Source organism: Rhodococcus wratislaviensis (assembly GCF_041228765.1).
GTDB classification, from domain to species: Bacteria; Actinomycetota; Actinomycetes; order Mycobacteriales; family Mycobacteriaceae; genus Rhodococcus_F; species Rhodococcus_F wratislaviensis.
The window spans coordinates 7,338,620-7,361,868 of sequence record NZ_CP150488.1 but is presented as its reverse complement, the minus strand read 5'-3'; the positions used below and the strand labels follow the sequence as shown (position 1 = coordinate 7,361,868).

The 23,249-nt window shown below is 67.3% G+C and carries 18 protein-coding genes, 1 tRNA gene and 1 pseudogene; 11 read left to right on the top strand and 9 right to left on the bottom strand.

The genetic code is table 11. The features are described from left to right. Positions 1 to 162 precede the first annotated feature (162 nt). The 4 genes from WKC72_RS33860 to WKC72_RS33845 all read left to right on the top strand — a co-directional run bounded on the left by WKC72_RS33860 (position 163) and on the right by WKC72_RS33845 (position 4,423). Positions 163 to 1,101 carry a dihydrodipicolinate synthase family protein gene (locus WKC72_RS33860; protein WP_037235446.1) on the top strand — a complete coding sequence of 313 codons (939 nt, stop codon included), beginning with the start codon at positions 163 to 165 and terminating at the stop codon, positions 1,099 to 1,101. A gap of 299 nt (positions 1,102 to 1,400) precedes the next feature. Further along, entirely contained in the window at positions 1,401 to 2,648 is a 1,248-nt protein-coding gene (locus WKC72_RS33855; RefSeq protein ID WP_370184613.1) for an Nramp family divalent metal transporter, read from the top strand. 504 nt (positions 2,649 to 3,152) lie between these two features. Continuing rightward, complete coding sequence (locus tag WKC72_RS33850; RefSeq protein ID WP_370180965.1) at positions 3,153 to 3,437, top strand: YciI family protein; 285 nt, start codon at positions 3,153 to 3,155, stop codon at positions 3,435 to 3,437. 341 nt (positions 3,438 to 3,778) lie between these two features. After that, a complete protein-coding gene (locus WKC72_RS33845) occupies positions 3,779 to 4,423 on the top strand; it encodes a maleylpyruvate isomerase family mycothiol-dependent enzyme (RefSeq protein WP_370180964.1) in 645 nt (214 codons plus the stop codon). A gap of 243 nt (positions 4,424 to 4,666) precedes the next feature. On the opposite strand, the gene WKC72_RS33840 is transcribed toward WKC72_RS33845, so the two are convergent. From WKC72_RS33840 to WKC72_RS33825, 4 genes are all read right to left on the bottom strand, one after another. After that, positions 4,667 to 5,173, bottom strand: coding sequence for a cupin domain-containing protein (locus tag WKC72_RS33840; RefSeq protein WP_037235457.1), 507 nt, complete (start codon positions 5,171 to 5,173; stop codon positions 4,667 to 4,669). Between the two features lie 320 nt (positions 5,174 to 5,493). Continuing rightward, entirely contained in the window at positions 5,494 to 5,907 is a 414-nt protein-coding gene (locus WKC72_RS33835; protein ID WP_370180963.1) for a hypothetical protein, read from the bottom strand. A gap of 588 nt (positions 5,908 to 6,495) precedes the next feature. Next, a tRNA-Gly gene (locus WKC72_RS33830) sits at positions 6,496 to 6,569 on the bottom strand. Positions 6,570 to 6,665: 96 nt separating this feature from the next. After that, positions 6,666 to 7,490 carry an oxygenase MpaB family protein gene (locus tag WKC72_RS33825; RefSeq protein ID WP_128639620.1) on the bottom strand — a complete coding sequence of 275 codons (825 nt, stop codon included), beginning with the start codon at positions 7,488 to 7,490 and terminating at the stop codon, positions 6,666 to 6,668. Between the two features lie 85 nt (positions 7,491 to 7,575). Here WKC72_RS33825 and WKC72_RS33820 point away from each other — a divergent pair, with 85 nt between their 5' ends. The 7 genes from WKC72_RS33820 (at position 7,576) to WKC72_RS33790 (ending at position 17,123) form a co-directional block, all read left to right on the top strand. Beyond that, complete coding sequence (locus WKC72_RS33820; RefSeq protein WP_037235467.1) at positions 7,576 to 8,244, top strand: TetR/AcrR family transcriptional regulator; 669 nt, start codon at positions 7,576 to 7,578, stop codon at positions 8,242 to 8,244. Between the two features lie 9 nt (positions 8,245 to 8,253). Continuing rightward, positions 8,254 to 8,823 (top strand): dCTP deaminase, encoded by a 570-nt coding sequence (dcd, locus tag WKC72_RS33815; protein WP_005238072.1) that lies wholly within the window; start codon positions 8,254 to 8,256, stop codon positions 8,821 to 8,823. 123 nt (positions 8,824 to 8,946) lie between these two features. Then, complete coding sequence (locus tag WKC72_RS33810) at positions 8,947 to 10,347, top strand: hypothetical protein (protein WP_370180962.1); 1,401 nt, start codon at positions 8,947 to 8,949, stop codon at positions 10,345 to 10,347. Positions 10,348 to 10,359: 12 nt separating this feature from the next. Continuing rightward, entirely contained in the window at positions 10,360 to 13,317 is a 2,958-nt protein-coding gene (locus tag WKC72_RS33805) for a CHAT domain-containing protein (protein ID WP_370180961.1), read from the top strand. 83 nt (positions 13,318 to 13,400) lie between these two features. Beyond that, a complete protein-coding gene (locus tag WKC72_RS33800; protein ID WP_370180960.1) occupies positions 13,401 to 15,341 on the top strand; it encodes a DNA/RNA non-specific endonuclease in 1,941 nt (646 codons plus the stop codon). Positions 15,342 to 15,363: 22 nt separating this feature from the next. Continuing rightward, positions 15,364 to 16,638, top strand: coding sequence for a zinc metalloprotease (locus WKC72_RS33795; protein ID WP_370180959.1), 1,275 nt, complete (start codon positions 15,364 to 15,366; stop codon positions 16,636 to 16,638). Between the two features lie 116 nt (positions 16,639 to 16,754). Further along, complete coding sequence (locus tag WKC72_RS33790; protein ID WP_037235480.1) at positions 16,755 to 17,123, top strand: hypothetical protein; 369 nt, start codon at positions 16,755 to 16,757, stop codon at positions 17,121 to 17,123. A 4-nt stretch (positions 17,124 to 17,127) separates the two neighbouring features. On the opposite strand, the pseudogene WKC72_RS33785 reads toward WKC72_RS33790, so the two are convergent. The 5 genes and pseudogenes from WKC72_RS33785 to WKC72_RS33765 form a co-directional block, all read right to left on the bottom strand. Continuing rightward, positions 17,128 to 17,732: pseudogene (locus WKC72_RS33785) on the bottom strand (hypothetical protein). A gap of 38 nt (positions 17,733 to 17,770) precedes the next feature. Beyond that, on the bottom strand, positions 17,771 to 19,456 hold the full coding sequence (locus WKC72_RS33780) for an ABC transporter family substrate-binding protein (RefSeq protein ID WP_370180958.1): 1,686 nt from the start codon (positions 19,454 to 19,456) through the stop codon (positions 17,771 to 17,773). A 29-nt stretch (positions 19,457 to 19,485) separates the two neighbouring features. After that, the gene (locus WKC72_RS33775) at positions 19,486 to 21,342 is read right to left on the bottom strand and encodes a dipeptide ABC transporter ATP-binding protein (protein ID WP_370180957.1); all 1,857 of its coding nucleotides are present in this window, start codon (positions 21,340 to 21,342) and stop codon (positions 19,486 to 19,488) included. Further along, positions 21,339 to 22,265, bottom strand: a complete 927-nt coding sequence (locus WKC72_RS33770) for an ABC transporter permease (RefSeq protein ID WP_370180956.1) — start codon at positions 22,263 to 22,265, stop codon at positions 21,339 to 21,341. The genes WKC72_RS33775 and WKC72_RS33770 overlap by 4 nt, the downstream gene beginning before the upstream one ends. Further along, positions 22,262 to 23,239, bottom strand: coding sequence for an ABC transporter permease (locus WKC72_RS33765; protein WP_112298939.1), 978 nt, complete (start codon positions 23,237 to 23,239; stop codon positions 22,262 to 22,264). Before WKC72_RS33765 ends, WKC72_RS33770 begins: the two co-directional genes overlap by 4 nt. Between the last annotated feature and the right edge of the window lie 10 nt (positions 23,240 to 23,249).

The following is a 23,249-nucleotide window of genomic DNA, read 5'->3' as shown; positions in this document are numbered from 1 at the left end:
CCCTACCGCCTTCGGTGGTCTGTCGACCCACTGAGAAGGCCTGATCACCGCGTCCTCCGTGGTGACCCTTGACACAGTTACCGATCGTAGCGCACGATGAAATCGTTCACGGGAACGTTCCCGGGAACGTTTGCAAAGTTTCTTCGAGGGAAAGAGCACCCCATGAGCACACTCGACCTCCGCGGCCTCACCCCGGCACCGGTGACCCCGTTCACCCGGGACGGCGCCGTCGACTACGACGCCATCCAGCGCCTCGGCTCGTGGCTCGGCAGTGTCGACGGCGTCAAGGGCCTGGTCGTCCTCGGCCACGCCGGTGAGGGCACCTTCCTCACCCAGGACGAACAGGTCCGCGTCATCGCCGCGTTCAAGGACTCCGTCGACGGCCGGCTGCCGATCATCGCCGGCATCACCGGCGAGGGCACCGCCGTCTCGGTGGAAGAAGCCCAGCGCGCCGTGGACGCCGGCGCCTCCGCCGGTCTGGTGTACCCGTCGCACGGGTGGCTGCGGTTCGGCTACCAGGACGGCGCACCGCAGGATCGGTACAAGGCCATCTACGAAGGCTCCGGTCTGCCGCTGATCCTGTTCCAGTACCCGGACGTCACCAAGGCCACCTACAACCTGGACACCCAGCTCGAGATCGCCGCCCAGCCCGGCGTGTTCGCCACCAAGAACGGGGTGCGGAACATGCGCCGCTGGGACCGGGAGATCCCGGTCCTGCGTCGCGAGAACCCCGACCTGCAGATCCTGAGCTGCCACGACGAGTACCTGCTGCACACGGTGTTCGACGTCGACGGCCTGCTCGTCGGCTACGGCGGACTCGCTCCCGAGCCGCTGGTCGAGCTCATCGCCGCCGGCAAGGCCAAGGACTACTCCGCCGCCCGCGCGATCCACGACCGTCTGCTGCCGGTGACGGCCAACGTCTACCACCGCGGCTCGCACATGGAAGGCACCGTCGCCCTCAAGGAAGGCCTGGTCGCCCGCGGCATCCTCGAGCATGCCACCGTGCGTCCGCCGTTGCTGCCGCTGGCAGAGGGCGCGGGTGCCGAGATCGCCGCCGCTCTGCAGTCGGCCGGGCTGTCCTCGGTCACCGTTCCCGCTTGACCCGGCCCACCCCTCGCCGGTTCAGGATCCGGATTCTGTAAGAGAGTCCGTTGCGCGCGGTATCTGAGCACCGCGCGCTGGTCCCGCCGCCCGGCCCGCACACCCCCGGGCCGGGCGGCGGCACCACCCCCGAGTAGTCCCGGGCCACTTCCGGCCCGCCGCGGCCGTGGTCGCCGTACTTCCCCCTTCGAGCCGGCGGCGCCGTCTATCCTCGGCGCCTCACTCCGCATCGGCGGCTCGAACACCAGAAAGTAGGCTCATCGATGAGCACATCAGCCGATTCCGCCGGAGGCACATCAGTGGTCGCAGGCGCACCCCGACCACCGGCCGGCTCTCACTGGTCGCAACGCACCTTCGTCCGGACCCTGGCGATGGCGGGGCCGGCGTTCATCGCCGGGGCATGGCAGTTCGGGCCCGGAAATCTCGCCAGCGCCGTCCAAGCCGGCAGCGAATACAGCTACTCGCTGATCTGGGTCATCGCCCTGTCGACGATCTTCATGCTCGTCTACGCCGACATGAGTGTTCGCCTCGGCATCCGCACACCCGTGTCGATGATCAGCTCCGTCAAGGACATCCTCGGTCGCCGCGTCGGAACCGCCGCCGGGATCGGCGTCTTCATCATCACCCTGTGTTTCTCCGTCGGCAACGCCGTCGGCTCCGGGCTCGGCCTGTCCATGGTGTTCGGCGGCTCCCCGCTCATCTGGTCCGCGGTCTGCACCGTCTTCGTCGGCCTGATCCTACTGTTCCGCAACGTCTACCGCACCGTCGAACGCGTCCTGCTGGTCATCGTCGCACTCCTGGCCGCCACCTTCATCTTCAGTGCCGTCATCGCCCAACCCGACTGGTTCCAGGCCGTGAACGGACTCGTCCCCTCCATCCCACCCGGCGGGCAACTGCTCGTCGTCGCCCTGGTCGGCACCAACCTCTCCCTCAACGCCGCGTTCTTCACTTCCTACGGAACACACGAACGCAATCGCACCGCAGCCGAATACCGCCAAACGACTATCGCCGACACCATCCCCGGGATCGTGGCCCCGGGCATCATGACCTCCCTCGTCATCATCGTCGCCGCCGCCGTCCTCGGCCGGCAGAACGCCGAAGCCACCACCCTCGCCGGGCTGGCCAGGATCTTCGAACCCATCGCCGGACCGGTCGGATCGACGATCTTCGCACTCGGCCTCTCGGGTGCCGCATTCTCTGCCATGGTCGCCAACGCCACCGCCGGCGGCACCATGCTCTCCGACGGACTCGGCAAAGGCCCGTCGCCCAGCACCCCGACCGCCAAACGCACCAGCGCCGCGATCCTCGCCTTCGGCCTCGTGATCACCATCCTGTTCACCAAGTCACCGGTGCAACTGATTATCTTCGCCCAAGCCCTCACCGTGCTCATCGCACCCTTCCTCGGGTTCCTGCTGCTCGTGATGAGCAACAACACCCAGCTGATGGGCAACCTCCGGAACACCTGGTGGAAGAACGTCATCGGCGCCCTCGGCTTCGTATCCATCCTGTCGCTCTCCGGCCTGCTGATCTACGAACTGCTCGGCTGACAACGACGCAGCCACCCACCGAGCCCGGCCCTGGTCGACACACTGCGAATGCGGTGTGTCGACCACCGCCCTCGCCGGCCGCGCGGTTCCACACCGCAGCTCCGATTCATCGACCGGCCGCACCTCCGACCGGTTGGGTAGTAGTCCATGCTGAACACGACCCTGTCCACCCACCTGTATGCACCGCTGGCCGACCTCTGGGACTGGCAACTGCACGCTGCCTGCCGCAACCACGCCCAGATCGTCGGCGAGCCGTTCGGAATCTGGTGCGGCACCACCGAATCCGATCGCCGATCCCTTGTCCTTGTGCGCACCGCATCACTACCACGTCAGCGGAACCCGCCCGGCCAAAGACCTGGCCTACGGCGGCTGACCTCTCCCGGTCACACCCGCGTCCGGGTGGAACGAACCACCTCGCCTGAAACCGAATCGCGACCCGGGCCCATCCGAATTCATTGGTCGGGTCTTGCGGAAACCGTCACATCCATTCCAGGAAGCGAGCATATGCCGGTCTTCGTCATCGAATACACCTACACTGCCGAGACCGCCGAGGGGCGCGACCAACACCGAACCGCTCACCGCGCCTGGCTCGCAGACCTCGTCGACCAGCGGACCGTGATCACCTGCGGCCCCTTCGCCGACGACTCCGGGGCTTTCATCATCGTCGATGCCGACAATACAGAGGTAGTCGAGCATCTCTTCGCGAACGACCCCTTCGCGATCCATGGACTCGTACCGCAGCACCGAATCATCGAATGGACCCCGGTCTTGGGTCGGGTCACCCGCTGAGCCAGAGGGACATCCATGCGCACTCAACGAATTGCACAATTCGCCTCGCCGGGCTATCGGCGTTCCGGCAAGCAAACCTGCTGTCGTTGTGGATCGATAACCTCCGCCGCGAAGCGATCACTCGATCGATTGGCAAGCGTTGTCCGGTGCTGGAAGAGAGAAGACGGGTGAGGCACCATCGACTGTGTTCAGACGCCGGGTGGCTGCTGGGCAGTAGCCGGACACCGGTCTCTCCGGCAACGGCGGCGGGTGCACTCGCTACCTTGGTTACCGATCGACCGATGATTCTCGCGCTCGCGCGCAGTCTCCATTGATGTCAGCCGTTCAACCTGGAGGTCGCCGTGCGCAATTCCCTCACTCGCGCCACCCTATGGTCTGCGGCCGCAACCGAACGCGCCGCTCTTGCCGATGACCTCGCTGGTCTTCACGAGGCGCAGTGGGCACAGCAGTCGCTGTGCGGACGGTGGGTGGTAGAGGAGGTCGTTGCTCACCTCACGGCGGCGGCGAGTATCGGTGCGCTTCGTTGGTTTGGCAGTGTCCTGGGGGCACGGTTCGACTTTGACCTGCACAATGACCGGCGTCTGGCCGAGTACCGAGGCGCGACCCCCGCCGAGACTCTCGAGTGGTTCCTGCGGGTCGTCACCAGCACGACGTCGGCGCCGGGTCCCACCGCGGCGTGGCTTGGTGAGGTGGTGGTGCATGCCCAGGACATCCGGCGGCCGCTCGGGTTCGCGCGCACGCCCGCCGTCGAGACGGTCACCGAGGTTGCCCGCTTCTACGCCCGGCGGGACTTCACCGTGGCCGGCCGCAGCACCATCGCAGGTCTTCGTCTCGAAGCGACCGACGGGCCCTTCATGGCGGGAGCCGGCCCGATGGTCAGCGGCACGACCTTGGCGCTCACGATGGCCATGGCCGGTCGCGGTGCCTACTGTGATGACCTCACCGGGCCGGGCGTGCCGACACTGCGGGACCGCTGCACAACCTGACTGCGCTCGAGATCGTCCGCTGACGGAACCTGCACCGGGACGAATGGCGTCGCAGCGCATGCCGGCCAGTCGGCCCCTCGTTCGTAAGCGGATCGTGCAGCGGGCATGTACTCGTGGATGATCTGCCCATGCCCACATCCTCGGCCCACGCGGCATGCAGGACTGTCTTCGGCTCACCGACTGCCCGGGCTGAGCAGCCTCGACCAGTGAACCGGGCACATAGCGTCGACGATTAAGCGGGTGTCACGGCGGTGTGAGGTTGTATCGGGCGATCACGTCGGGCAACCAGTCGGGTTCGCCGAATTGCAGACCGTAGCGCTCGGCAATTGCGGCGATCTCGGCGATATCCCGCTCGCCGGCGGCGATAAGTTCGGACACTTCCAGGAAGCAATGTTCGAAGCCGGCCGGACTGATGATCTCGATCATGCGCGCCGGGACGGTGCCGGCGTTCCACATGGTGTGCATCTCACCCCGGGGTTTTGTGATGTATCCGCCGGATTCGAGAACGGCTTCCCGGTCGCCGGAGCGGAATCCGATCGCACCCTGGGTAACTATCGAGAATTCGTCCTCCCTCGTATGTAGATGTGGCGGGACCAGCGCACCGACCGGGAACGGGTGCTCGACGACCGACAACACCCCACCGGTGTCACGGCCCCAGAGCTTGAATTCGACCCCGATCGGGCCCAGGTCACCGGTCTGCCCGGTCCCCGGCGGTACGACGACCAGCGGTGGGGGATCGATTTCGCTCACGCTTCTCACCTACTCACGACGTTGACAGATCGGGTCACAAGGTCTCTGCTCAACTTTTCGCCGACGGCGCCGGCATTGTCAACGTTCCGGCGCATAGCCGATCGATAATCCTGGCTCCGTGATCGATGCGCAGGCGATGCAAGAATTCGAGGATGGTCGTGGCGGCCATTACCGGCACTGATCGCAAGGTCCGGCAGTGATGCCGAGGAGCACGTGACGCTGATTCGTACCCATGATGCCGATTGAGGAACCTGCACCGGAACGAAGTTGGGTCCCCGCACATGCCGGCGGAAGTCGGCCCTCGTTCCGTAAGCGGATCGTCATCCGGTGCTCCGGTAGGTACTAGGACCCTCCGATGGTCCACGTGGCGATTCGCGGGAAGGCAGCTTCGAGTTCGCTGCGGCGACTGCGGGATCGGGGTCAAAGCCATGGATGAGCGCGTTCAGTGCGCCGAATACGGGGTCGACAGGCTGTCCATCGAAGACGGACACGATCTGAGTGACCGGCATTTCGGGATCTCCGCCGGTCTTCGCCCGCACGGCCGCGGCGTAGATGTCCTTCGGTCGTTCCCACAGCCCGGCCTCGAGGACGGTGACAGCGTTCGACACCCACTCGATGCCGAGAAGTCCGGCCTTTGTCAGAGCGCGCCGCGGAAGCCACTGGGCAACCGACCGGAGTTCGTCGTCACGCAAGGCCAGAAGTTTCCCGGCAAGCAGACGGTCGAGATGTGCCACGTCGCTGACCGCGGTGAAGTTCCGAAGCTGGAATCGTGACACAGTGGCGGTTCGCCAGGCGTTTGAGCTTCGGCCGTCCCGGCGCCTGCGGATTCGGCGCCTGCACCGACTCGCGAGCCGCTGCCGGCGCGGCAATCAGGACCTCCGGGTCGACCTCGCTCCACGCGGTGTCGGTCTTCTTCAGCCTCACGAAACCCCGTTCACGAGGGACTGGCCTCAGTTGCACCAAATAGTCTTCGGTCGGTTCGGTTACGTCCATGTCCCAGTTCGCATCACGGCCTCGGGCGTGCACCCGTACCCGGTACCGACCCGGCTCGATGACCGTCAGATCGGTGAGTCCTCCACTGGGTCGCCCTGCAGGGTCATCACACAATGTGGAGGCGTTGATGGTGCACTCGGCAACGTTCTCCCACTCCTCAACAACGTGCTGTCAGGTTGGTCGCGAAGTATTTCCACGCCGATCGAGAACGGGTCGTACGCGACACCGGTACGGACCGTCAGGAAGCCGCTTCCTGCGTCGAAGAGACTGCTCTCGACAGCGACCGCCAGGGTGTCTGCCATCTCGGACGGTGGGTGGTGGGTGGTGGGTGGAGCCGATGACGGGAATCGAACCCGCGTATTCAGCTTGGGAAGCTGATGTTCTGCCATTGAACTACATCGGCGCGCACGATATTGGGCGCCCTTAGGCAGGCCCAACACCCTGCGGCGGAAACATTATCAGATGGTGATCCGGACTACCCGGGCACACTCGCGGTGTGTCATACGAGCGGTTTGCCGGCCTTCATTCGGCGTCGCAGATCGAACATGAGCAGGTTGTAGGGGAACTCCCGGATGCGGACGGGGATGCGCCTGCTGACGGCACCGATGGTGCGCAGGGTCCGGTCGAAGCGCTTCTGGTCTTTGTCGGTCCACGTGAGGTGCATTTCGTCGCGGAACTGCTGGGGGAGGAAGCCGTTGGTGAAGAACATGTTGAGCCGGCCGAACAGGCGGGAGACGATGGCGGGCAGGAATTCGAGGCGCGCGATGGAGAGGACGTGTTCGCGGATGGTGTCGTCGATGGACACCTTGTCGAGGGCCTTGTTCCAGTACTCGTCGAACGCGACGCGGTCTTCGGGCCACATCTCCGGGGGTACCTGGAGGGTGGTGCCGAACGTGGCGCCTTCCTTGTAGAAGAACTCGGCGGCTGCGGGGGAGAGGTCGCCGTGCAGGGCGCGGTTGACGTCTTCGAACCCGCGGTAGATGCAGGCGGCCACCCACAGCTGCAGTTCGGGGTCGAACGCGTTGTACTGGACGGGGCTGTCGGGGGTGGAGCGCACCTTGGCGTGGGCGCGGTTGACGCCCTTGCGGAACGCCGCCTTCTCTTCGTCGCTGCCGCGGGCCGCGACCACGAGGTAGGTCAGCGTGGTACGGGTCCGCTTGATCGGGTGCCTGAACAGCTGGCCGCTCTCGACCTTGCTCTCGTACACGCCGTACCCGACCCCGGGATGGGCGAGCTGCATGATGATGTTCGCGGCGCCTGCCAGTAGTCCGGCGCCGTCCATGACCTGATCGAGACGGTCCGGTACTTCGAGTGACGTCGACATTTTGTTCCCTCTCCCCACCACGGATTCGCTATCTGAATACGACCGTACTCACATATATGTTCGCCGTCCAGAGTCCGGTGGAAAGATGGTGCGCATGGCTACCGCACCGGTGAACGCGAACGTCGGAAACTCGACGAGCGACGGTGGGCGCGTCTATGGCGGCCAGGAGCGTGACCAGCGCAAATCGGAACGACGCGGCCAGCTCATCGAGGCCGGACTCGACCTGTTGGGCAGCGCGGACGGCGACCACGCCTTGACCGTGCGCGGAGTCTGCAAGCAGGCCGGACTCGCCACCCGCTACTTCTACGAGAGCTTCACCGACCGCGACGCGCTCACCGTCGCCGTCTACGACCACGTGGTGGACCGGATCGCCACCAGCACCCTCGACGCCGTGTCGAACGCCGGGCCGGGTGAACGCGACATCGTGCGCGCCGGAGTCCGCAACATCGTGCGCGAGGTCGCCGAGGATCCACGCCAGGGCCGTCTCATGTTCTCGGTGGCGCAGTCGAGCGCGGTGCTGGCGCAGCGCCGCCTCGACAGTTCGCGGCTGTTCGCGGGCCTCGTCACGAAGCAGACGGTCGGGTACTACGAGGTGGCCGAGAGCCCGCGCCTCGACCTGGCCGCGCACTTCATGGTCGGCGGCCTGGCGCAGACCCTGACGGCGTGGTTGAACGGCACCGTGACCCTCCCCGAGGAGGAGCTGGTGGACACCTGCACGGAACTGCTGCTCTCGATGGCCATCCACACCCGTTAACCTCTACGTGTGCTCCTCTCCGATCGCGATCTCCGTGCCGAAATTTCCGCTGGACGTCTGGGCATCGACCCGTTCGACGATTCGATGGTCCAGCCCTCGAGCGTGGATGTGCGCCTCGACAGCCTGTTCCGGGTGTTCAACAACACCCGCTACACGCACATCGACCCAGCTCAGCGGCAGGACGAGCTGACGACGCTGGTCGAGCCGGCCGAGGGGGAGCCGTTCGTCCTGCACCCGGGTGAGTTCGTCCTCGGCTCCACGCTGGAGGTGTGTTCGCTGCCCGACGACCTGGCGGGACGCCTCGAGGGCAAGTCCTCGCTCGGCCGCCTCGGACTGCTGACGCACTCCACGGCCGGGTTCATCGACCCCGGCTTCAACGGGCACATCACCCTGGAACTCTCCAACGTCGCGAACCTGCCCATCACCCTGTGGCCGGGCATGAAGATCGGCCAGCTGTGCCTGCTGCGGCTGTCGAGCGCGGCGGAGCACCCGTACGGCAGCTCCGCCGTCGGCTCCAAGTACCAGGGCCAGCGCGGCCCGACGCCGTCGAAGGCCTACCTCAACTTCGCGCAGAGCTGAGCCCCGCGGCCCGACGAAAAAGTTGCAAACCGAGTGGTCCGCTACTCGTGTGTATTGCGGCGGGTGAGAGAAGACTGGGATTCGAAGCCGCCCTCTCCTGGGCGTTCGATCCCGGAGGCCGCCATGAAAGACGTAGTCGTGTTGTTGCCCGGCATCGGCGGGTCGGTCCTCGCTCGTGACGGCAAGGACGTATGGGCACCGACTCCGGGCGTCGCGCTGGCGGGCGTGCTGTCGCTGGGCGGGAACATCAAACGCCTGAAGCTCGACGGCGACGATCCGGACGTCGACGACCTGGGCGACGGCGTCGTGGCCACCCGCCTGGTCCCGGACTTCCACTTCGTCCCCGGGCTCGACTGGAAGATTGACGGGTACACGAAATTCCGTGACGACGTCGTCCGCCGATTCGGGGTGATTCCCGGCGACAACTATTTCGAGTTCCCCTACGACTGGCGGCGCGACAACCGGGTGGCGGCCCGCGCCCTGGCCCGCCGGACCCACGCGTGGCTGACGCGGTGGCGCGAGAAGTCGGGGAACGCGGACGCGAAGCTCGTGCTGGTGTGCCACTCCATGGGCGGAATCGTCGCTCGACTGTTCCTCGAATTCCTGGACGGGTGGCGTGACACCCGCACCCTCGTCACGTTCGGTACCCCGTACTCGGGCTCGGTCAACGCGCTCGACTTCCTCGTCAACGGGTTCCGCAAGGGCTGGGGTCCGTTCACCGTCGACCTCAGTGCGCTGATCCGGTCGTTCACGTCCGCCTACCAGTTGCTGCCGTCGTATCGGTGCATGGCGGGCGACGACCGGTCGTGGCTCGCGCTCGACGACAAGACGCTCGACTGGTCGGGGACGGGTCTGGACGCCGGCCGGATGAGTGCGGCGGTGCGCCTGCACCGGAAGCTGCGCGACGCCGTCACCGCACGGCTGGATTCGGGACACGAGGGCTACGACATCCGGCCGGTGATCGGCGACTTCCAGCCCACCAAGTGGGCCGCCCGGCTCGCCGGGACGAAGGTCGAGACGATGACCGTCCGCGGACCCGGCGAGAGCGGCGGCGACGGCACCGTGCCGAAACTGTCGTCCACCCCGCACGAACTCATGACGGGATGGAAGAACGCGGCCTTCTTCAGCCAGCGGCACGGCTCCCTCCAGAACGACGACCCGGTGCTCGACCATGTCGGCGGAATCCTGAACACCGCAATCCTCGCGCCCCCGAACGTGTTTCCGGCGGTGAACGAATCGGTCGCGCTGGAAGTCGACGACGTCACGACCGCCGAGCCGCTGGTGATCCGTGCGCGCACCGGTGCCGGGGGCGCCCGGCTTCTCGCGACGGTCGAGCCGATGGCCGGCGGTCCGAGCCGGGAACACCCGCTGGCGTCGACCGCCGACGGCTGGCAGCAGACCAGCCTCGACGGGTTGACCGCCCAGGACTACCGGATCACCGTCCGCGCACCGGGGGTGCACCCGGTCACCGACGTCGCGAGTGTGGTCGACCTCGACGAGATCGCCCGGTCCGTGGACGTCTAGGAGCGCGGACGCATGGGACCGACACCCGGTTTCGAGGCACTGGAGATCAGCGTTCTCCGGGCCGGCGACCACGTCTGGCTCTCGGCGCAGTCGCGGATGGGTTCGGTCTTCGCGGTGCGGCGGCCGATCCCGGAATGGAAACTGCCGAACGACGTCACCGGGAAGACGATCGACACACCGTCCGACTGGTTGACCGACACCGTCCGGCACGCGCGCACCGACGCCGCAACCCATGCGCTCGACGTCGGGCAGGTGCTGACGGATCTGGTGTTCGGGGTTCCGGACATCGTCACCCTGCTGCAGCAGAGCCGGGGGTTGGCCCGGACCACGGGAACCCAGCTCCTCGTGCGCGTCCTCGCCGCGCCGCAGGAAGTCTGCGCCTGGCCGTGGGAGTTGCTGCTGGATCCGCAACGACCCGACCAGTTCCTCGCCATGGCGCGCGACGTCCACGTGGTGCGGTCGGGACGGTCGCGCACCTACCCGCTGCGGCAGACGCCGATCGAGCCGCCGCTCAACCTCCTGCTGGTGATGTCGAGCCCCCTGCGGGAGGGCCCCGAGGATTCCGAGGCCCCGTTCGACCTGTATGCCGAGAAACGTAGCCTTTTGTCGGAATTGCGGCCCCTGGTGGACCGGGGTCTGCTCCGCGTCGTGGTCGAGGACCGCCCATCGGTCGAACGGCTCCGCAGTCGAATGGGCATGCAGAGACGCGGTTTTCACCTCTTCCACTATCTGGGCCACGCCAATCCGGACGGGCTCAAGCTGGAGCGGCGCAACGGTCGCGGGATGCTGCTGCCCAGCCAGGAATTCGCGTTGCTGTTGCAGCAACTCCCGGACCTCCGGCTGGCGGTGTTCGCGGGGTGTGAGACGGCACGCGCGCCGGACGGTGCTGCCGACGACGATCCCTGGCCCGGGCCGCTGTCGTCCGCCGACATCTGCGTGCGTGATGCGTGCCCGATGGTGATCGGGATGCAGGCGGTGCTGCCGTTCAGGACGGAGCGACTGCTGACGCGCTTCTTCTACCAGGCTCTGACCGCAGGCCAGCCGGTGGCCGAGGCGTTGCGGCTGGCGCGGCTCGCGATCAACGGTGACGAGAACAGCGGTGACCCGCTGCTCGACTGGGCGGTTCCGTGCCTGTTCGTCGGGGGTAGCGAGCCCGGCGCGATCATCGATCCGGAGGCGCGGGCGCGGCCGGAGCCGCCGACCCGGCGGGTCGGGTTGCGGCTCGGTATCCGCCAGGGCGAACTTCGTTTCATCTCCCGCCTCGCGGAGCTGCGCGAGGGGGTGGACGTATTGTCCGGGCAGACGCCGGCGCGGTTGTTGCACGTCGTCGGAATGCCGTCGACGGGAAAGACCTCGCTGCTGGACCGGGTGCTCGACGAGCTCGACCCGCAGATCGCCCATCTGTACATCAGCGCGAAACGGCTGCTCGCGGAACCTGACCCGGTCCGCGAACTGGCCCGCCTCGTCGACGAGCTGATGCGCGAGGTCGGGGTGCGCACCGTCCGGCCGGGCAGATTCAGCGCAGGCGACTGGTGGGAGCGACTACTCGGCGACCTCACCGAAGTCCCGGTTGCGATCGTCATCGACGACGGTGACCTGCTGCTCGGCGACGCGCCCGGCGCCCCGGGCCTCCTCGACGCGCTGGTCCTGCTGACGCAGCGGCGCAGCAAGGCACGGCTCGCGGTGGCGGCCACCGCGGACCTCGTCGAACTGACGCGCCCGCTTCGCCCCTCGGAGGTGCGCACGATCCGCCTCGACGCCCTGTCGTGGCCTGAAGTGTGGCAATGGATCCGGCGCAATCTGCCGACCCTGACCCGCTATCCGGAGAAGGATCTGTCCCGGCTCTACGCGGACGTGCGGCACCTGGAACTGTGGGAGCAGTTGGCGGATCTCGCCGCCCGGAACGGCACGTTCGACCCGCGGGACCTGCCGATCCTCGTCGGGCAGCTCGGCGTCGGCGCCGCGAAAGCGGCGCCCCAGGTATCGAACGGGTCCGACTTCTTCGGCGCCGAAACCGCTGTGCCCGAAGCGGAGGCGGCGGCAGCGTCGCCGGTGCGGCGCGCGTTGCGGTTGGCGGTCGCTGGTCCGTTCACGGTGGGCCGACGCGAGGAGATCGCCGTCTCTGTCACGCAGTGCGCCATCAAGCACGGGGTTCCGGGGCGGGTAGTAGCCGGAGAGACGGGGGAGGGCGAATCGGCACTGGCCGAACTCCTTCCCGGGGAGCTGGCCTTCGGCGACGGTATCCCGTCCGAGCGCGACGTCTGCCGGTGGATGGAGGAGGGTGCCCTGGCCGACGCGGACATCCTGGTGTTGGACTACGGCAACGCGGTGCCCTCGGATGCGCAGAATGCGGTGATTGCGCGCCTGGTGAGCGACGGCAGGCTGGTGATCGCCTCGGGCGACCACTCGGACGAACCGGCATATCCGGCGTGGAGTGCGGATGCATTCGCCGTCGGAGCCGTCGAGGACGACGGCACGCTCACCCACGAAACCCCGTACTTCCCCGACGCGGGAAAACCCGACATCTACGCGTCGCGGACGATCACCGGGACAGCGTGCGAGCAGCTCGTCGACCGACCGGAGATGGACGGCACGACGTTCGCCGCGCTGTACGTGGCTGTCGCGGCGATGCTGGTGTGGGCGACCGACCGCGACCTGACGGCGCAGGACGTCCGGGCGCTGCTGGTCGAGACGGCGACACCGATCTCGGCCCCGCGGGGCGACACCGCGAAGCAACTCGACGTCGAGGCGGCGCTGGATTCCGCGCGGCGGAAGGTTATCGTCGGCGCGCTCGGATCGGACGCACTCGAACTCGGGCAGCTCCTCGCGGAAACCCCCATCCGGCCGGAACTGGCGGTACCGCTCCTCGACGACCTCGTGGCCGACGGCGACCGCATCCGACGGGTCGTCCGAAACGGCGTCGAACAGTACGAACGCGCCGACACCGTGGTCGGGCCGAGAAACGAGTAGCCCACTACGCATGACCGACGTGCCCGCGACGAGCAGGCTCGCAATCACAGGACGAGCCGCCCGACCTACGTGAGGACCGAGTCATGACCATCGTCGACAACATCGGAGACGGACAGTCGCAGCGCGCGATGCCCGGGGGGACGTTCGAGGCGGAACGACAGCGACAACGCGATGCGGCGGAACTGCGTGCCCGCGAACGGGCACCGCAGCGGGGCGAGCACGTGGACGCACTCAACGGCCCCGGAGGTGTCGCCGCCGCGGATACTCCCGAACGGATCGCGAAGCGGGTGGACCGGCTCGGCCGCTACTACGGCAACGGGGACTGGGAGTCCGACGCCCTCGCGGACCAGGTTCTCGAGAAGATAATCAACACAGCAGATTTCGTCGGCGTCCGATACCTCGATGCCGGCGCAGCCGCCGCCCGGTCGATCGGACGCGTCAACATCCGCGACGCGCGGGGAACCCTGCAGGGCTACGGCACGGGCTTCCTCGTCTCACCCACGCTGCTGCTGACCAACCATCACGTGCTGCCGAACGCGGACACGGCACGCAGCAGCGTGATCGAGTTCGACTACCAGGACGGTATCGACGGAAAACCCCGCCCCGTGCAGATGTTCCCGCTGGCCCCCGGTCGGTTCTATCTCGCCGACCGGGAACGCGACTTCGCGCTGGTCGCGGTCGGAGCCGAACCCGGGACGCTCGCCCAGTTCGGTTTCACCCCGCTGATCCAAGCGGAGGGCAAGGCCGTCATCGGCGAGTTCGTGACCATCGTGCAGCACCCCCGCGGCGAGAAGAAGCAGATCGCCCTGCGGGAGAACCGTATCGTCGACGTACCCGAGCGGTTTCTGCACTACTCGGCCGACACCGAACCCGGATCCTCGGGTTCACCGGTGTTCAACGACCAGTGGGAGGTGGTCGCGTTGCATCACGCGAGCGTGCGGGCGCCGCAACACACCGAGTTCGGTGGTGTCCTCAACGAAGGGGTGCGCATCAGCCGCATCCTCGAGTACGTGCGGGCGCAGAACCTGACCCCGCAGTCGCGTGACCTCGTCGACGACATCGTCCACGCGGAGCGGACGGCACCGACGGTATCCCCGGCCGTCGAACGCGAACGGGAAGTGACCGTCCGGGTTCCCCTCGAGATCACGGTGCGTCTCGGCTCGGTCGACTCACCGGCCGCCACCCGGCGACCCGCTGAGCCCGAGGCGATCTCGATCGACCCGGACTACAGCACCCGCGGCGGGTACGACGCGAACTTCCTGCGCGCGCCGCTACCCCTTCCGCGGCCCGCGACGCCGTCGGTCGCGTCACCGGAGTTGAAGTACCACCACTTCAGTGTTGTGATGCACCGCGAGCGGGCGCTCGCGCTGTTCACCGCCGTGAACATCGACGGAACGCAGTCGCAGAGCCCGCGGCGTGACAGCGACAGATGGATTCTCGACCCGCGACTTCCGGCCGATCAGCAGACGGGGGAGGACGTGTACCGCGACAATCCGCTCGACCGCGGGCACCTCGTGCGCCGACTCGACCCGGCGTGGGGACCTCGCGCCAAGGCGGCGAACGACGACACGTTCCACTTCACGAATTGCGCTCCGCAACATCACAGTTTCAACGCGGGGCAGACGCTGTGGCTGGGCCTCGAGGATTACGTTCTGAAGAACGCGGACAACGCCGATCTCGCCGTCAGTGTCGTCACCGGACCCGTTCTCGCGCCCGACGACCCCGAATACCGCGGGGTGGCGTTGCCGCGTCAGTTCTGGAAGACGGTGGCCATGGTCAAGCAGGACGGCGGTCTCTCGGTCACCGGATACCTGCTCAGCCAGGCCGCCCTGCTCGACGAATTCGCCGAGGGGGAGGAGGCGTTCTCCTACGGTGCGTACCGAACGTTCCAGGTGCCCGTCCGGCGGATCGCCCAGTTGACCGGTCTGGTCCTCGATCCCCACATCGCGGCCGATCCGCTCGAGCGGATCGAGGCGAGCGCCCTGCCTCGCGAACTGATCCGTCCCCAGGACCTGATTCTCTGAAACCGAAAGGGAGCCCGACGCCATGAGCACCAACGAATCAGAGGTCGATCTGCCCACGCGCCGCACGTGCGGGGCGATGGACGTGCACCGCCGGTTGTTGACCGAGTCGGAGTCGTATCGCATCGCCCGATCGGAGATCGAGAACCAGACCATCGACCTGGAATCGCTGCAGTCGATCGCCGCCCGCGGCGTCGCACGAATTCCGGTCGTCGTCCACGTCGTGTGGAAGACTGCGGCGCAGAACATTTCCGACGCCCAGATCGCGAGCCAGATCGTGGTGCTCAACAAGGATTTCCGGGCCACCAACGACGACGTGGACACCGTTCCGTCCGTGTTCGAGCATCTGGTCGGCGACGCGGGAATCGAATTCTACCTCGCCGACACGGACCCGGACGGACGGGCGACGAACGGAATCACCCGAACCGCAACCGAAGTCGACGCGTTCGACCAGAACGACGGCGTCAAGTCCGCGGAGACCGGCGGCGCCGATCCGTGGCCGACGCAGAGATACCTGAACATCTGGGTCTGCGCGCTCGGCGGTGGTCTGCTCGGCTACGCACAGTTCCCCGGCGGTCCGGTTGTCACCGACGGCGTCGTGATCACCTACACCGCGTTCGGGACGACGGGCACTGCACGGGCCCCGTTCAACCTCGGGCGCACCGCGACCCACGAGATCGGGCACTACTTCAATCTGTTCCACATCTGGGGCGACGACGGCACCGGGTGCCGGGGCTCCGACGAGGTCGGCGACACACCCAATCAGGGCGGGCAGAACGTCGGGATGCCGCGATTCCCGCACATCAGTTGCGGCAACGGCCCCCACGGCGACCTGTTCATGGATTACATGGACTACACGGACGACGCCGGGATGGTCATGTTCACCAAGGGGCAGGGCGCGCGGATGGGAGCGTGCCTCGACGGCGTCCGCAAGCAGTTGTGGACGGGGCGCCCTGGGGGAACGGAGTCCGCCGCGTCCGCGCTGGTTGCCCGAAGTGCCGCGGGACGCTGGCGGCATTCCTTCGAGGAGGACCACGACAGCGTCCGCGTGTACCGGCCCGCCGGATTCGACTTCCCGCGCGCGAGGGGGCGTGGCGGAATCGAATTCCGGCCGGACGGCTCGTTCGTCGACTGGGCGATCGGCCGGGGAGATGCCGACGAACCACGCGAAGGCACGTGGATGCCCGCCGGCGACGACGGGCGACTCGAGGTGACCACGGCGGCGGGCGATTCGCGCACCGTCCGGGTGGTCCGGCTCGAAGAGGACCGCCTCGAATTGGATGTGGGCGACGCCTTCTGACCCTGGCGGTGGGAGGTACCTGCGGGGATATAATTCTCTGACCTGGTATTCACACTCAGTGACGCGGTTCCGCCGTACTCGGGGAGACGGATTGGCGCGCCCCGAAAGGAATTCCGATGTCTACTCGACAAGTGGTGGGCCGGCTGGGCGCAGTGATCGCCGCCGCCGGCGCACTGTCGTTCGCAGTGCCCTCGGCCGTCTCCGCGGCGCCCTTCATCCCCGGCTCGATGTCGACGTGTGCCCCCGGCGCCTGGCTGACGTTCAACGCGGAGCGGGTCGCGCCCGACCGGATCCGGTACACCACCGCCGCGCCGCTCGCGCAGTGGAACGGCGCCGTCGTGCAGTTCACGAACCTCACCACCGGGTTCCGGGGTGTCGCGTTCGTCAACGACCCGGTTCCCGCCGCCGTCGGATTCGGCCCCGTGCTGAGCGAGGTCGCCGGATTGCTGCCGTGCTTCGTCAGCGCGGGCGTCACCATGTCGTAACGCTTCAGCTGGGGTCGGAGCCTCGGATGGCCGCCAACCACATCGCGACGGCCGCCGCCACACACGTCGCGCCTGCGAACGCCGGAACCCCGCCGCCCGCGACGTACACCCACAGTGCCCCGGCGAACGGCGCCGCCACCGCTGACTGGGCGTCGAGGACGAGTCGGCGGCCCGGCCGTGCGGCCATGTGGGCGCGCACCGGACCGTCCGGATCCGGGCGCGACGGGTTGTCGATCAACCGCCCGGCCGGCTCCGACCGACGGGCTCGGCCGGAGGGAGCAGTCGCCGGCCTTCCCAGACGACGACACTGCGCCGCCCCGCTTCGTGCACCGTCGCCGCGGTCGGGGTCGGCAGGGTGATCAGGGCGGGATCGAAGAACACGGGAATCCACACCGAGCCCGATTCCTCACGAACCTCGATCCAGGACCTGCTGGTCAGCCGATACTGCTGGCGGACCCGGTGCACCGTGGCAGGGCGACCCGGCTCCGACCCCGAACGGGTGGCGGCGAACCACGTGTAGCCGGTGACACCGAGCACCGTCGCCGCCACCACGACCAGTGCGCTGAGCTGATCGGCGTCGGCGACCACGGCGAACGCGCCGCACACCACCAGCGCGCACACGCCGACGGCCACGGGGTAGCGCACGGCTAGTTCAGGAACCCGATCGTGGTGTAGTCGTAGGACGCGAGACCCGCTGCGCCGAAGTTCGCCAGGTTGTCGCGCACCGCGACATTGCCCGGCGCCTGCACCAGCGGCAGCGAGAAGCCCTCCTCGAACACCGCGGTGTCCACCTCGTTGGCCAGTTCGATCGCCTTCTGCGGGTCGAGTTCCGAGATCGTCCGCTCGATCAGCGCGTTCAGTTCGGGCGAACCGATCCGGCCGTAATTGCCCTGCAGGTCGTCGGGGTTGTACGCGTAGATCTGCGGTAGGCCGCTGAGCGGGAACGGATCACCCACCCAGGAGAATTGGGCGATGTCGAAGTCGCCGGGCTGAATCACATCGGTGAAGAACCCGGTGCCGCCGCGGGTGTCGATGTTCAGCTTGGCGCCGATCTGCGCGAGGTTCTGCTGAAGGATCTGCGCGATCTGAACCCAGGTGGTCGACTGGTACATCACGTCGCGGATCTCGAGCCTGCGGCCATCCTTCTCCCGAAACTCGCCGTTGAGTTTCCAGCCGAGTTCGTCGAGACGCCTCGCGGCCTCCTCGGGGTCGTAGGAGACGGCTGCGCTGTTGTCCTGGTAGCCCTCCTGACCGTTGAGGTAGACATGGTTGTTCAGCGGCTGGGGATCATCGACCAGACCGTTCTGGATCGCGGTCGCGATGCCCTGCCGGTCGATGCCCTTGGACAGCGCCACCCGTAACTCCGGGTCGGCGAGAATCGACCCCTCCGCGCCGTTGAACGTGATGTGCGAAAACTGGTTTCCCGGCGCCCGGCGGATCGCGATGCCCGCCGATCCCTGCGCGGTCTTCACCTCGTCGATCGTGCCCAGCCCGGACGCGTCGATCTCGTTGTTCTGCAGCGCGGGAATGCGCGCGGCGTCGTCGAGCACGCTATAGGTGATGGTGTCGAGTTTCGGCGTGTCACCCCACCACACGGGGTTGCGGCCCAGTGTGATTCGGTTCTGCGCCCTGTCGATCGACGCGATCCGGAACGGTCCCGACGTCAGCGTGACCCCGTCGCGCAGACTCTCGTTGAACGCCTCGGGGGTCGCGGTCACCGACTTCGGGTAGAGCATCGAATTGCCCGCGAACTGGCCCTTCCATTCGGCGTACGGCTCGGCGAACGTGATGACCGCCTGACGGTCGTCGATGCCGCGCTCGACCCTGTCCACCCGCTCGAACCCGGACGTGTTCGCGATCAGGAAGTCCTTGTTCTCACCGCTGAGCGCCGCCGCCTGGGACTGGATGTCCGCCCACGTGATCGGGGTGCCGTCGGACCACACCGCCTTCGGGTCGATCGTGTACGTGACCTGCTGGGGGTCGGTGCCGGTGAGCGCGACGTCGGTGAAGTAGTCGTGGTTCACCGACAGCGCGCCCGAGGCGTCGGTGCTGAACGCGCGGGGCATCATCGGCTTCAGCATGGCGCCGATCTCGGTGTCGTTGCCGTCGTTGGACAGCGTGTTGAAGTTCGGGGGGAAACCCGACAACGCCAACCGCAGGTTTCCGCCGTCGCGCAACTCGCTGGGGTCGTGCGGGTTGATGTCGTTGGTGGTGCCGATCGACCCGGACCCGGCCTCGACATCGCCGGTGTCCGAACCCCCGCAGCCACCGAGAACAAGTCCGAGGGCCAGGACCGATACCGCGAGGCGGGTGCGTGCCGAACGAATCCTCATGGGGTGCCCTTCCTCGAAGTTCGTAGACGTCAGTGTGCCAAAAACGTCGGATCCGGAACGGGAATTGCCTCGAGGAGCGCCCGGGTGTACTCGTGCTGCGGATCCTCGAAAATCGTCTGCGCTGCCCCCGACTCGACGATCCTGCCCCGGTACATCACCGCGACGTCGTGCGCGATGTTGCGGACCACCGACAGGTCGTGGGAGACGAACAGGTACGACATGCCCCGCTGCTCCTGAAGATCGCGCAGGAGGTTGAGCACCCCGGCCTGGATCGAGACGTCGAGCGACGAGACCGGCTCGTCCAGGATCAGCAGTTCCGGGTCGAGGGCGAGCGCCCGGGCGATGCTGATCCGCTGCTTCTGGCCGCCCGAGAAATCCGCCGGATAGCGATCGGCGTGCTCGCGGCGCAACCCGACGAGGTCGAGCAACTCCGGTACCCGGCGGCCGACCTCCTCACGCCTGCGACCGTCCAGCCGGAGTGGCTCGGCGAGAACGTCGAACACCGGCAGCCGGGGATCCAGCGACGCCGTCGGATCCTGGAAGACGACCGCCATCTTGCGCCGGATCGCGCGCTTCTCGGGTGGGCTCAGCGCTGCGACGTCGGCGCCCAGCACCGCGATCGAACCGGATTCCGGCGCGGCCAGGTCGAGGATCTGCGTCAACGTGGTCGATTTGCCCGAACCGGATTCACCCACCAGCGCCAGCGTGCGGCCGGCTCGGATGTCGAAGCTGATGCCGTCGACCGCCCGGATCTCGCCCCGCTTGCGGCGGAAGACCAGACCGCTGGTGATCGGATACGTCTTCACCAGATCGGTCACCTGCAGCACCACCCGCTGTTCGGGTGCCATCTTCGCGGTGGGGGCGGATGCCGGCTGGTCCCGCCGATACGCCGTGAACAGGTCCCGGGTGTCCGTCTCGTCGACGCGGATGCACGCAGCCTGGTGACCGGGTCCGGTCGAGACGAGTTCCGGCTCGGCGAGCAGGCAGGCGTCCACCGCGAGCGGACAGCGCGGCGCGAACGTGCAGCCGGGTGGCAGCGAATGCAGCGCGGGCGGGGCACCGGCGATCGAGACCAGGCGGCTCCGGATCGGCGCATCCATCCGCGGCACGGACACGAGTAGCCCTGCGGTGTAGGGCATTCGGGGTTCGGCGAACAGTTCGCGCACCGGCGCCGACTCCACCACCCGGCCCGCGTACATCACCACCACGCGGTCGGCCAGCGTCGCGGCGATGCCCATGTCGTGGGTGATCATCACGACGCCGGCACCGGTGAGGTCGCGGGCCTTGCGCAGCAGGTTCAGGATCTGCGCCTGCACGGTCACGTCGAGGGCAGTGGTCGGTTCGTCGCAGATGATCAGCGCGGGGTCGTTGGCGATCGCGATGGCGATCACGACGCGCTGTCGCATGCCGCCGGAGAACTCGTGGGGAAACGCTTTGGCGCGCACCGCCGGATCGGGTATCCCGACCAGGTCGAGCAGGTCGACGGCGCGCTGCGCGGCGTCCTTCTTGTTGGCTGCCCGGCCGTGGACGAGCAGTGCCTCGGCGATCTGGTCACCGACCCGGTACACGGGCGTCAACGCGGACAGCGGGTCCTGAAACACCATGCTGACCGTCTTCCCGCGCAGCGACGACAGCTCCCGGTCGCCCATGCCCAGCAACTCGCGGCCCTGCAACCGGATGGAGCCGGTGACGCGCGCATGCTCGGGCAGCAGGCCCATCACGGCGAGTGACGCCACCGACTTGCCCGAGCCCGACTCACCCACGATGGCGAGCACTTCGCCGTCGGAGACGCCGTAGCTGACACCCCGGACCGCCTCGATGCGGCCTTCCTCGCTGGGAAAGCTGACCCGCAGGTCCGCGATGTCGAGCAACGGTTGCCCGGTCACCGCTTCGCCTTCTTCTTCCTCTTGCCGGACCGGGCGCGCGTCGAGCTGGGGTCCACCGCGTCGCGCAGACCGTCGCCCACCAGGTTCGCCGACAGCACGGTGATCACCAGCAGACCGCCGGCGAACAGGAACAGCCACGGGTAGGTGAGGGCGGATTCGGTGCCGTCGGCAATCAGCGACCCGAGGGAGATGTCCGGCTTCTGGACGCCGAACCCGAGGAAGCTGAGCCCGGTCTCGGCGAGGATCGCGGCACCGACGTTCAGGGTCGCGTCGATGATCAGAATCGACGCGATGTTCGGGACGATGTGGCTGGTGATGATCATGTGCGTGGGGGCGCCCATGTACCGGGCCGCCTGAACGAATTCCCGCTCGCGCAGGCTCAGCGTCATCCCCCGAACCATCCGGGCGGTGATCATCCAGCCGAACACCGCCAGCAGCAGGATCAGCAGGACGATCGAACTCGAGGACTTCAGCCGCGGGGTGAACACGGCGATGATGATGAAGCTGGGAACGACGAGCAGCAGATCGACCAGCCACATGATCACCCGATCCGGCCAGCCACCGACATACCCCGCCAGCGCACCGACGAGCGCCGCGATCGCGGTGGAGAAGAGCGCGACGCAGATCCCGATGATCAGCGACTTCTGCAGCCCGCGCAGCGTCTGCGCGAGAACGTCCTGGCCGATCTGGTTGGTGCCGAACGGATGTTCGGGGCTGGGCGGCTGCAGCAGCGCGGTGTAGTCGAGCTGCTGATAGTCGTAGGGGAGCAGGTACGGTCCGACGAAACTGCCCACGAACAGCAGCACCAGGACGCACACCCCGGCGATGGCGGGCTTGTTCCGGAGAAAGCGCCGCCACAGCAGGGTTCGGCGACCGACGGCCGACACCGCCGCATCGGTGGACGCGATCTGGATCTCGGTCACCCGACACGCACCCTCGGGTCGAGCGCCGCGTACACCACGTCCGAGAGGAGTCCCGACAACAGCACGATCAGCCCGGTGAACGACGTGATCGCCACGACGATGTTGGTGTCCTGATTGTCGATGCCGATGACGATCCATTCGCCGATGCCGTGCCAGCCGAAGATCGTCTCGGTGAACGTGGCGCCGACGACCAGCGCCCCGAATCCGTAGGCGAACAGTGTCGCCATCGGGATCAGCGCCGTCCGGAGCCCGTGCTTGAGCAGTGCCGCCCGCCGGGTCAGCCCCTTCGCCCGCGCGGTCCGAATGAAGTCGCTGCCCAGAACGTCGAGCATCGCGTTGCGTTGATACCGGCTGTAACCGGCGATGCTGCCCAGCGCCAGCGCGATGGTCGGCAGCACGAGATGCTGCACGCGGTCGACGAACTGCGGCCAGAACCCGGTGATCGTGCTGGCCGAGGATTCGCCGGTGTACAGGAAGATCTGGCTGCCGGTGGCCGAGTTGATCTGGAGAGCACCGTATTTCAGCAGGGTCGCGACGAGGAACACCGGCGCACTGAGAATCAGCAGCGACACGACGGTGCTGAAATAGTCACTGAACTTGTACTGCCGGATCGCACCGGCGGCGCCGATCAGCACACCCAGCACCGCTCCGATCACGGAACCGAGGATCAGCAACCGCATGCTCACCAGGATCCGGCGGCCCAGCTCGTCCGACACCGGCTGACCCGTGATGGTGGTGCCGAAGTCGCCGTGGACTACGCCGCCCAGCCAATTCGCGTACCGCACCGGGATCGGATCGTCCAGATGCAGTTCGGCGGCCTTCGCGTCGATCACCGATTGCGGTGGCCGCGGATTGCGCTGCTCAAGGCTGTCGAGCGGACGGAACGTGAGCGAGGCGAGACTGAACGTCAGGAACGACGCCAGCAGCAACAGCACCACGTAGTTGAGCGCTCGTCGTAGCAGGAAGCCGGCCATCCGTCCCCCT

Excerpts from the sequence above, each read along its gene's own strand:
- WKC72_RS33860 (WP_037235446.1), top strand. The coding sequence starts at position 163 with ATGAGCACACTCGACCTCCGCGGCCTCACCCCGGCACCGGTGACCCCG.
- WKC72_RS33850 (WP_370180965.1), top strand. The coding sequence starts at position 3,153 with ATGCCGGTCTTCGTCATCGAATACACCTACACTGCCGAGACCGCCGAG.
- WKC72_RS33825 (WP_128639620.1), bottom strand. The coding sequence starts at position 7,490 with ATGTCGACGTCACTCGAAGTACCGGACCGTCTCGATCAGGTCATGGAC.
- WKC72_RS33820 (WP_037235467.1), top strand. The coding sequence starts at position 7,576 with ATGGTGCGCATGGCTACCGCACCGGTGAACGCGAACGTCGGAAACTCG.
- WKC72_RS33810 (WP_370180962.1), top strand. The coding sequence starts at position 8,947 with ATGAAAGACGTAGTCGTGTTGTTGCCCGGCATCGGCGGGTCGGTCCTC.
- WKC72_RS33805 (WP_370180961.1), top strand. The coding sequence starts at position 10,360 with ATGGGACCGACACCCGGTTTCGAGGCACTGGAGATCAGCGTTCTCCGG.
- WKC72_RS33800 (WP_370180960.1), top strand. The coding sequence starts at position 13,401 with ATGACCATCGTCGACAACATCGGAGACGGACAGTCGCAGCGCGCGATG.
- WKC72_RS33795 (WP_370180959.1), top strand. The coding sequence starts at position 15,364 with ATGAGCACCAACGAATCAGAGGTCGATCTGCCCACGCGCCGCACGTGC.
- WKC72_RS33790 (WP_037235480.1), top strand. The coding sequence starts at position 16,755 with ATGTCTACTCGACAAGTGGTGGGCCGGCTGGGCGCAGTGATCGCCGCC.
- WKC72_RS33780 (WP_370180958.1), bottom strand. The coding sequence starts at position 19,456 with ATGAGGATTCGTTCGGCACGCACCCGCCTCGCGGTATCGGTCCTGGCC.
- WKC72_RS33765 (WP_112298939.1), bottom strand. The coding sequence starts at position 23,239 with ATGGCCGGCTTCCTGCTACGACGAGCGCTCAACTACGTGGTGCTGTTG.